At 57.7% G+C, this 9,389-nt stretch carries 8 protein-coding genes; 1 reads left to right on the top strand and 7 read right to left on the bottom strand.

All coding sequences use genetic code 11. From position 1 onward, the window contains the following. The 4 genes from ACR0IM_RS22090 to rpsL form a co-directional block, all read right to left on the bottom strand. Nucleotides 1-91, bottom strand: a 91-nt coding sequence (locus ACR0IM_RS22090) for a GTP-binding protein (protein WP_036223564.1), incomplete at its 3' end; no start/stop codon positions are given. Nucleotides 92-151: 60 nt separating this feature from the next. Beyond that, nucleotides 152-2,269, bottom strand: a complete 2,118-nt coding sequence (gene fusA / locus ACR0IM_RS22085; protein WP_480595530.1) for an elongation factor G — start codon at nucleotides 2,267-2,269, stop codon at nucleotides 152-154. A gap of 18 nt (nucleotides 2,270-2,287) precedes the next feature. Further along, nucleotides 2,288-2,758: a 30S ribosomal protein S7 gene (rpsG, locus tag ACR0IM_RS22080; RefSeq protein ID WP_039529242.1), complete on the bottom strand. Its 471-nt coding sequence runs from the start codon at nucleotides 2,756-2,758 to the stop codon at nucleotides 2,288-2,290. Nucleotides 2,759-2,773: 15 nt separating this feature from the next. Continuing rightward, entirely contained in the window at nucleotides 2,774-3,145 is a 372-nt protein-coding gene (gene rpsL / locus ACR0IM_RS22075) for a 30S ribosomal protein S12 (RefSeq protein ID WP_005621086.1), read from the bottom strand. A 397-nt stretch (nucleotides 3,146-3,542) separates the two neighbouring features. Here rpsL and ACR0IM_RS22070 point away from each other — a divergent pair, with 397 nt between their 5' ends. After that, nucleotides 3,543-4,349 carry a putative rhamnosyl transferase gene (locus ACR0IM_RS22070; protein ID WP_480683239.1) on the top strand — a complete coding sequence of 269 codons (807 nt, stop codon included), beginning with the start codon at nucleotides 3,543-3,545 and terminating at the stop codon, nucleotides 4,347-4,349. Here the strand turns inward: ACR0IM_RS22070 and ACR0IM_RS22065 are convergent. The 3 genes from ACR0IM_RS22065 to ACR0IM_RS22055 all read right to left on the bottom strand — a co-directional run bounded on the left by ACR0IM_RS22065 (nucleotide 4,334) and on the right by ACR0IM_RS22055 (nucleotide 9,162). Beyond that, the gene (locus ACR0IM_RS22065; protein WP_480683238.1) at nucleotides 4,334-5,203 is read right to left on the bottom strand and encodes a DMT family transporter; all 870 of its coding nucleotides are present in this window, start codon (nucleotides 5,201-5,203) and stop codon (nucleotides 4,334-4,336) included. The two genes, ACR0IM_RS22070 and ACR0IM_RS22065, sit on opposite strands and share 16 nt — an antisense overlap. Nucleotides 5,204-5,582: 379 nt before the next feature. Next, nucleotides 5,583-7,382, bottom strand: a complete 1,800-nt coding sequence (locus ACR0IM_RS22060) for an NAD(P)-binding domain-containing protein (protein ID WP_480683237.1) — start codon at nucleotides 7,380-7,382, stop codon at nucleotides 5,583-5,585. 148 nt (nucleotides 7,383-7,530) lie between these two features. Continuing rightward, nucleotides 7,531-9,162 carry a sigma-54-dependent Fis family transcriptional regulator gene (locus ACR0IM_RS22055; protein WP_480683236.1) on the bottom strand — a complete coding sequence of 544 codons (1,632 nt, stop codon included), beginning with the start codon at nucleotides 9,160-9,162 and terminating at the stop codon, nucleotides 7,531-7,533. Nucleotides 9,163-9,389: the final 227 nt, after the last annotated feature.

Here is a 9,389-nt window from a genome sequence, read left to right as displayed (position 1 = left end):
CTGCGGTCAGCGTGGTCTTGCCGTGGTCAACGTGGCCAATCGTGCCGATGTTGACGTGCGGCTTATTACGCTCAAACTTTTCCTTTGCCATGATGGCCTCCTTTGTCGGTAATGAAGGGAGCCCCAGGCCGGAGCTCCCTCAAATCTTCGCTTATGCGTATTTCGCCTGGATCTCGTCCGAGATGTTCTGCGGAACCGGATCGTAGTGGTCGAACTGCATGGTGAACTGGGCGCGGCCCGACGACATCGAACGCAGGGTGTTGATGTAGCCGAACATGTTCGCCAGCGGAACGAATGCATCGATCGCGATCGCGTTGCCGCGCGGCTCTTGTCCAGAAACCTGACCACGACGCGAGGTCAGGTCGCCAATGATACCGCCGGTGTATTCTTCCGGGGTGATCACTTCGACCTTCATGATCGGTTCCAGCAGTTTCGCACCAGCTTTGCGCATGCCTTCACGCATACACATCCGCGATGCGATTTCGAACGCCAGAACGCTCGAGTCAACGTCGTGGAATTTACCGTCCAGCAGGGCAACCTTGAAGTCGATCACGGGGAAGCCAGCCAGTGGGCCGCTATCCATGACCGAGTTGATGCCTTTTTCAACACCCGGGATGTATTCCTTCGGAACAGCACCACCAACGATGCGGCTTTCGAACGAGTAACCTTCGCCCGGCTCTGTCGGCTGGATCTCCAGCTTGACTTCCGCGAACTGACCCGAACCACCCGACTGTTTCTTGTGGGTGTAGGTGTGCTCGACCGGCATCGAGATGGTTTCACGGTATGCCACCTGCGGCGCACCGATGTTTGCCTCGACTTTGAATTCGCGCTTCAAACGGTCAACCAGGATGTCCAGGTGAAGCTCGCCCATGCCCTTCATGATGGTCTGACCGGATTCCAGGTCAGTTTCCACGCGGAAGGACGGGTCTTCAGCGGCCAGACGGGCCAGACCCTGGGACATCTTCTCTTGGTCGCCCTTGGTTTTGGGCTCGACCGCGATCTCGATCACCGGATCGGGGAAGGTCATGGTTTCCAAAACCACCGGATCCTTCGCGTCACACAGGGTGTCACCGGTGGTGGTGTCTTTCAGACCCGCCAGCGCGATGATGTCGCCTGCAAACGCTTCTTCGATCTCTTCCCGGTTGTTCGAGTGCATCATCATCATACGACCGATGCGCTCTTTCTTACCTTTGGTCGAGTTCAGGATCGAGTCACCCTTCTGCATGGTGCCCGAGTAGATACGGGTGAAGGTCAGAGAGCCAACGAAGGGGTCGTTCATGATTTTGAACGCCAGACCTGAGAAGGCCATGTCGTCGTCTGCACGACGTGCGATGTTACGAACTTCTTCCTCGTCGCCGGGCTTGAAGCCCATGTAATCGACTACGTCCAGCGGGCTGGGCAGATAGTCGATCACAGCGTTGAGCAGAGGCTGGACGCCTTTGTTCTTGAACGCCGAACCACCCAGAACCGGAACGAACGCGATTTCCAGCGTACCTTTGCGCAGCAGGGCGCGCAGGGTGGGAACGTCGGGCTCATTGCCTTCCAGGTATTCCATCATCGCGTCGTCGTCCATTTCGACGGCCGCTTCGATCATTTTACCGCGCCATTCGTCAGCCATGTCTTTCAGGCTGTCACGGATCGGTGCTTTGACCCAGCTTGCACCAAGGTCTTCACCCTGCCACAGCCATTCTTCCATGGTGACCAGATCAACAAGACCTTCAAGCTCGGATTCTGCACCGATCGGAATACCAACCGGAACAGCACGTGCACCGGTGCGATCTTCGATCATGCGAACGCAGTTGAAGAAGTCAGCACCGATCTTGTCCATTTTGTTGACGAAAACCATACGCGGAACCTTGTAGCGGTCAGCCTGACGCCACACGGTTTCGGTCTGGGGTTCAACACCGGCGTTTGCGTCCAGAACGCAAACAGCACCGTCGAGTACCGCCAGCGAGCGCTCGACTTCGATGGTGAAGTCAACGTGGCCGGGGGTGTCGATGATGTTCAGACGGTGCTTAGGCGAGTCAGCAGTTTGACCGTCTTCGGTGCGTTCCCAGAAAGTGGTGGTCGCAGCCGAAGTGATGGTGATACCGCGTTCCTGCTCCTGCTCCATCCAGTCCATGGTGGCTGCACCATCGTGCACCTCACCGATGTTGTGGGATTTACCGGTGTAATACAGGATGCGTTCCGAGCAGGTGGTTTTACCTGCATCGATATGCGCCATGATACCGAAGTTACGGTAATGGTTGAGTGTATATTCGCGTGCCATTTTGATAAGCCTCTGGAATTACCAACGGTAGTGGCTGAAGGCTTTGTTCGCCTCGGCCATCTTGTGGGTGTCTTCGCGCTTCTTCACGGCGGTACCGCGGGACTGTACAGCGTCCAGCAGCTCACCGGCGAGGCGTTCTTCCATGGTGTTTTCGTTGCGGCCACGCGCAGCAGTGATCAGCCAGCGGATGGCCAGTGCTTCGCGGCGCTCGGGGCGCACTTCGACCGGAACCTGATAGGTTGCACCACCAACCCGGCGCGAGCGAACCTCGACCGACGGTTTGATGTTGTCGAGCGCTTCGTGGAACACTTCGACAGGAGCGCGCTTGATCTTGTTCTCAACGCGGTCGAACGCGTTGTAGACGATGCGCTCTGCGACCGACTTCTTGCCGTCGATCATCAGGTTGTTCATGAATTTGGTCAAAACCTTGTCGCCAAATTTGGCGTCAGGCAGGACTTCGCGTTTTTCGGCGGCGTGACGACGTGACATATCAGCCTCTCCTTCTTACTTGGGACGCTTCGCGCCGTATTTCGAACGGCGTTGCTTACGGTCTTTGACGCCCTGAGTATCCAGAACACCGCGCAGGATGTGGTAACGCACACCAGGAAGGTCTTTCACACGGCCGCCACGGATCAGAACAACCGAGTGTTCCTGCAGGTTGTGGCTTTCACCGGGAATGTACGAGATGACCTCGAACCCGTTGGTCAGGCGCACCTTGGCAACCTTACGCATAGCCGAGTTCGGCTTCTTTGGCGTGGTGGTGTAAACACGCGTGCAGACGCCGCGTTTCTGCGGGCACTGCTCCAGGTGCATGGACTTCGAGCGTTTTACTTTGGGCTGCCGCGGCTTGCGGATCAGCTGTTGAATAGTTGGCATTCCGGTTTCTTCCCCGTTTTGCAACACACATGACATGCACGCGCGTTGCGTGCGGTTAAACTTGCTGCACTTATGCGTCCACAAGCGCAAAATCCGCGAGCGTTCCCATTCCGAGGTGAACGTCGCGGTTGGTTATCAGAGGACGCGAACTGCAAAATTGTCCGGGTCTTGACCAGTTCATTACTGAAATCGGTTTTGGGGCGGCCCCCGGTACCGAGATGACGCGCGTAATAGGGGGAGTCGGCCCAAGTGTCAACAGCAACCCCCAATGAGGCGGTCCAGTGACCCGATAGCACGCAAATATCAGGGCGTGATGGGGGTTTCCAGTTCGGTAGCCGTTGCGAGGGTATGACGACGGGGGCATAGTCTGCTCACCATTTTACCCGACGGATGAACCATGCAAGTCATAGGCCTTTGCCGCTTTTCCTACCCCGCCCACGGGGGCTTTCAGGTCGAACATGACACGATCGAGGAACGCAGGCAGTACCTCTATAATCCGGCCCGTCTGGAAGAGCGGTTCCGGCTTTTCGAAACTACCACCCTGCCCTGTTTCAGGGAACAGACCGATGAAGAGTTCCAGTTCCTTATCGTGATCGGGGATTGCTTGCCGAAAACCGCCTTTGACCGGCTGCACGATCTGACCTCTGGCATGAAACAGGTCCGGATCATCGCGCGCGCGCCTGCCCGGCACCGCAAAGTGATGAAAGAGATCCTGAACGCCGCGCGCGACGACCCCAGCGCTCCCTGCCTGCAATTCCGCCACGACGATGACGATGCCGTGTCGGTGGATTTCGTCGAGCGCCTGCGCATCGCCGCGGTCGAGAGCCAAGGTCTGATGGCGAACAACAAAACAGTCGCCATCGACTATAATCAGGGTTTTCTAGCCCGTTTCGGGGCAGACGGCATTTGGGCCGCGCAGGTGTTTCGGCCTCTGTTAGGCGTCGGATTCGCCATGCATGTGCGCGGCGGCTGCGAGCAGACGATCATGAATTTCGCCCATCACCGCATCGGGAACTTCATGCCGGTGATCAGCTACCCGGACGCGCCAATGTGGGTGCGCACGCTGAACCAATTCAACGATTCACCCCACGCCCGCAACAGCATCACAGAATTGTCCCCGCTTACACCCGAGCAAGAGGGAGAATTCATCGCCCGCTTTGCCATTGAACAGAACGTTGTTCGGCGGACTCACTCCGCTGCGTGAGAGTGGCGTTCGCGGAACAGCGTGAACAACCCGGCACCTACCACCAACCCTGCCCCGAGCAGAGTAACCGAGTCCGGCCAGTCACCGAACACCAGCCAGCCCAGGGCCAGCGCCCAGATCAGGCTGGAATAGCGGAAAGGCGCGACAAATCCGACATCTCCGACGCGCATGACCATGACGCTGCACAAATAGCCGGTCAGCACGAACACCGCCGCGCAGGCGACCATCAGCCCCGCGCCCGGCGAAACCGGTTGCCAGCCCGAAGCGAGAGAGGCGCATCCCGCCGCGGCGGTGATTGTAAGCGAGGTCGCTAATGTGACCGCCAGTGAGGGCACATGGATCGACATCCGCCGTGTGATCAAATCTCGGATGGTGACCGACACAACCGCGATCAACGCGTAAATGGCATAGATGCTGAACCCCTCGGGGCCCGGTCGCACAATCAGCAGCATACCGAGAAACCCCAGCGCAATGGCCAGAACCCGACGCCAGCCGATCTGTTCACCGAAGAACAGCACCGCACCCAGGGTCACGGTCAGAGGCAAAGCCTGCAAAACTGCGGTTACATTCGCCAGCGGCATGTGCAGAAGCGCTGTCAGGAAGAAAAACGTCGCCGAAAGCTCGGCCAGACACCGTGCCGCCACCAGACACTTGTCATGGCGCGGAAAATTCAGATGCAGCGCCCCCAGATGACGCGCCAGAAAATACACCAAAACTGTCGCCAGCACCCCGCGCATCGCCACCATCTGGAACAGCGGCACCTCCGCCCCGGCGGCCTTGACCAGCGCATCATTGATGGTGAAGGCCGCCATGCTGCCCATCATCAGCAGCGCGCCTTTCAGGTTTGGGGTCATTTCAAACAGGTCCGGTCCTTAGTCACCCGCAGCATTGGTGCCGTCGCTGTCCGGGATGTCAACTCACCAGGAGAGGTACTCTAGGTTCGTAAAAAACGGGTCTCGCGACCAAGCCTCAGTTCACTGCAACACAGCGCGTTCTGGTCGAACGAATGACCAATGTGCGGACACGGTGTGTGAAAACTCCAGCCCACGAGCTCTCTCGTCGCGCTCGTTTTCAGCGCCTGTACGAAAGCTCTGGCAGAAGCGCGAGAGAATGCACATAAAGGGTGTTTTCGACATGTTTCGCTGACCAGCCAGAGTTTTCACAAAGCCTCCGGACAAAGCAGACTTTCAATCGAATACCTTGAAAGTCCGCTTCATGATTGTAGCGCATGATTTAACTGAGGTGGTACACTTGTTGAAGGCCGAAGACCGGCGTCGGGATACCCTCCATCCGGGCCTTTATCTGCAGCGACAGGAACTGTGAGTAGTGCCGGGACTGATGCAGGTTTCCGCCATGCATCCAAAGGTTTGGCACCTGTGTCGGCTTCCACATATTGCGTTGTTCGCCTTCCCAGGGCCCCGGGTCCTTGGTTGTGTCAGAGCCCAGACCCCAGCATTTCCCAAGTCGATCTGCCATATCCTGGCCCATCAGGTCCGCGACCCAACCGTTCATCGAATTATACCCTGTCGCATAGACCACCAGGTCGGCATCCAGATGCGTGCCGTCATCAAAGATAACTCCGGATTCATCAAGCGCGGTGACCTGACCGCGTTTCAGCTTGATTTCGCCATCAATGATCAACTGGCTGGCACCGATATCGATGTAATAGCCGGATCCACGACGCAGGTATTTCATGAACAGCCCGCTGTCGTCATCACCCCAATCCAGCCAGAACCCGGCCTTTTCCAGGCCGTCATAAAACTCTTTGTCCTGTTCTTTCATCGCAGCATAGGCCGGAATCTGGAATTCATGCAGGATGCGATAGGGCAGCGATGCAAAGATCAGATCGGCCTTTTCGGTCGTCATGCCAGACCGCACCGCACGTTCAGAATAGAGATCGCCCAGCCCGATTTCCATGAGGGTGTCCGAGCGGACAATATGGGTTGAGGACCGCTGCACCATAGTTACGTCAGCATCGTTCTCCCAAAGGGCCGCACAGATATCGTGAGCTGAGTTATTAGACCCCACCACGACAACTTTCTTGCCTGCCCATTTGTCCGGCCCTTCATGTTCTGAGGAATGAGCCTGGACACCCTTGAACGCATCCATTCCCGGAAAATCAGGCATGCGTTTTTTTCCAGACATACCCGTCGCCATGATCAGATGTTTGGGCCGCAGTACAACCTCTTCACCGTCTCGGTTTACCGTGATGGTCCATTCCCCCTTGTCTTCGTCGAACGTGGCGGATTTGGCCGTTGTACGCGTCCAATAGTTCAACTCCATCACTTTCGTATACATCTCAAGCCAGTCGCCGATCTTGTCCTTGGGCGAGAACACAGGCCAGTTTTCCGGGAACTTGATATAGGGCAGATGGTCGTACCAGACCGGATCGTGCAGACAGAGGGATTTATAGCGATTGCGCCAACTGTCGCCGGGCCGGTCGTTCCGTTCGACGATAATCGTCGGTACACCAAGCTGACGCAGCCGCGCGCCCATGGCGATCCCGCCCTGACCGCCGCCGATGATAACGCAGTAGGGCTGTGTCTTGTAGCCCAGTTCGGCCTCTTCCTGCGCGCGTTCTTCTGCCCATGTGGTACGGTGTTTTCCGGCCCCATGCTTGGCACCCAGCGGACGGTTGAACCCTTTGGGTTCTTCATGCCCTTTCAACTCGGCCATCGTGGTCAGCAAGGTCCATATCCTGCCTTCCTTGAGGCGGATCAGACCGTAGCCACGCGCAACTTCGGTCTCGAATTCGATCCATGCGGTGGTCACGCCCCCATCCTCTGTGGGCACCTCACCTTCGGCTATTCTCCAACCGCTTGGCTTGGTCGTGGCCAGCTGGTGCGAGAGCATATCTGCCACCTGCGCCTTGCCTTCGACCGTTTTGATATTCCAGGTAAAGCTGACCAGATCGCGCCAATAGCATTCGTCATGAAACATATCGCAGGCAGCAACGATATCGCCTTTGGACAAAGCCGCCCCGAAAACGTCCAGAAACCCCTGCACCTGATCCGAGAGTGTTGTGTCGAGCATGTTATCCTCCCTATCTCCACGGAGCAGAAGGCTGGCAAATCCGCGACCCGTCGGGCAAGCGGATTTGCAGGGTCAGCACTTTACCCGGACCAAAAATACCTAAGCTTGTTGCGCGCGCAACAAGGCTGCAACACGGGTGCACTTGCGGTTATACGGGCGGTATAAGCCCAGCCTTTCGCGCACGACGAAGGATTGTCGACCGGTTCACGCCAAGCCGCCGCGCAACCTGGGACATGTTCCAATCACAGGCGCGCAGGAGCGCTTCCAGATCATCCACGTCCCGCTCTTGATCAGAGGCCAGCACCGGAGCGGGTAAGTCCGTCAAGTCGATGATGTTGTCCTGACATAAGGCGACAGTACTGAGCAGCAGATGTTCCAGTTCACGAATATTGCCGCGCCAGAGTCGTGACTTCAGATCAGCACGCGCGGCTGTGGACAGGCGGATATCATGGCTGGCAAACCGTCTGAGCAGGCGATCAATCAGCCAATCCAGATCCGCCCGATGTCGTAACGGCGGCAGGGGCAAGGTGGCACCTGCGATCCGGTGCAACAGATCCTCGCGCAGATAACCTTGCAATCCGGCCGGGGCCTCTCGGCAAGAGGCGATGATCCTCAGATCGGCCCGCCGCTCCAGCACCGCCAAAAGAGAGGCCTGCGCAGGTTTGCTAAGATCTTCGACACCGCGCAGGAACAGCGTTCCGGGATCAATGGCGTGGCAGAAATCGAGTGTCTCGGTGTCGCAGCAGATCACGGTGTGAAAATCCTGCGTCGCAGGATCGGCCATGTGGATTGCACGCGCCAGTTTTGTCTTGCCGGTTCCGCTTTCACCGGTCAGCACAAGCGGCAGATTGGTTGGTGCAAGACGCGCAGCTTTGTTCAACAGTTGCTGAAGGTCCGCATCCGGCCCCGCAAAACTGCCAAGGGTCCCGGGCAGAACCTGTTCTCGCTTGCGCAGGGCTGCCGCCATTTGCGGTGTCTGCGGCGCGACGGCATGGCCATAAAGCGCGCGCCCGTCCTTAAGGTGCAATACACGGTCCTCGGACGGCCTGCCGCGCATGAATTCGGGCATGTCGTCAACGCTGATTTCAAGCCAGTCCTGCAACCGAGAACCGATCAGGTGTCCCGTACCGTCCGGGTCCAGCGCGCGGCGGGCTCCCGAGGTCATACCGATGATCTTGCCACCTCCGTCCACTGCAACCGCCGCTTCGGGATCGACCTCCAGAAACTCGGGGCTGGCTGAAAAGCGCAGGACCCAATCGCGCCGGGTCGATGCCATCAGGTTTGCCATCTCGACGCGACGGGCGGAATTCGTCACCAATGTCATGGCCAGATTCTGCGACGCCTTAGGCGAGGGTCCACGCAACAAGGACACATCCAGAACAGCCGCAAGACCACCCTTGGTGTCAAAAATAGGTGCTGCCGTACAAGACAGCGGCGTATGTGTGATCGAAAAATGATCGCCCTGATGGATCGTCACCGGCTGACCTGTAACAATGCACGAACCCACCCCGTTCGTTCCCGCCAACTCTTCCGTCCACTTGAATCCTAGATGAAGACCCGCAGTTCTGAGCTCGTCCTCGAAGTTCCGGTCGCCAAAGAAGTCGACGCAGACTCCATCCGCATCCGCAAGCAGCAGGACGTAGTTCTGCCCTGCCACCTGCGCAAACAGCGATTGCAGCCCCGATCGCGCCGTTGCGATCAGACGTTCGGATTGTTCCAGATGTTCACGGAATTTGGTGTCAGGCAGGATATGCGCGGGTTCCTGCCGTGAGGGATCCATACCATAGGTTTCAACACAGCGCTGCCAGCTATCCGCGACGAGTCGGTCTCGCCCTGTATCGAATCCGCTTAAGACACGGTCAATCTCATTTGTGTGCTGGCGATCCAACAGCTTCCCGTCCTACAAATCCTTCCTAAAAATAGCATGAGGATGGCTTCGCGCCCATGTTCAAGTTTCGTCCGGCAAGCGTTTGGCGCTTCGTCGCGTCAAGCTGAGCTTCGTTGAAC

Source organism: Ruegeria sp. BF6, from assembly GCF_056538665.1.
The sequence above is the reverse complement of the archived record's forward strand: the minus strand, read 5'-3'. Positions and strand labels throughout refer to the sequence as shown.

What these genes read in the sequence shown, in the direction of transcription:
- fusA (WP_480595530.1), bottom strand. Translation starts at nt 2,269, where the DNA reads ATGGCACGCGAATATACACTCAACCATTACCGTAACTTCGGTATCATG.
- rpsG (WP_039529242.1), bottom strand. Translation starts at nt 2,758, where the DNA reads ATGTCACGTCGTCACGCCGCCGAAAAACGCGAAGTCCTGCCTGACGCC.
- rpsL (WP_005621086.1), bottom strand. Translation starts at nt 3,145, where the DNA reads ATGCCAACTATTCAACAGCTGATCCGCAAGCCGCGGCAGCCCAAAGTA.
- ACR0IM_RS22070 (WP_480683239.1), top strand. Translation starts at nt 3,543, where the DNA reads ATGCAAGTCATAGGCCTTTGCCGCTTTTCCTACCCCGCCCACGGGGGC.
- ACR0IM_RS22065 (WP_480683238.1), bottom strand. Translation starts at nt 5,203, where the DNA reads ATGACCCCAAACCTGAAAGGCGCGCTGCTGATGATGGGCAGCATGGCG.
- ACR0IM_RS22060 (WP_480683237.1), bottom strand. Translation starts at nt 7,382, where the DNA reads ATGCTCGACACAACACTCTCGGATCAGGTGCAGGGGTTTCTGGACGTT.
- ACR0IM_RS22055 (WP_480683236.1), bottom strand. Translation starts at nt 9,162, where the DNA reads ATGGATCCCTCACGGCAGGAACCCGCGCATATCCTGCCTGACACCAAA.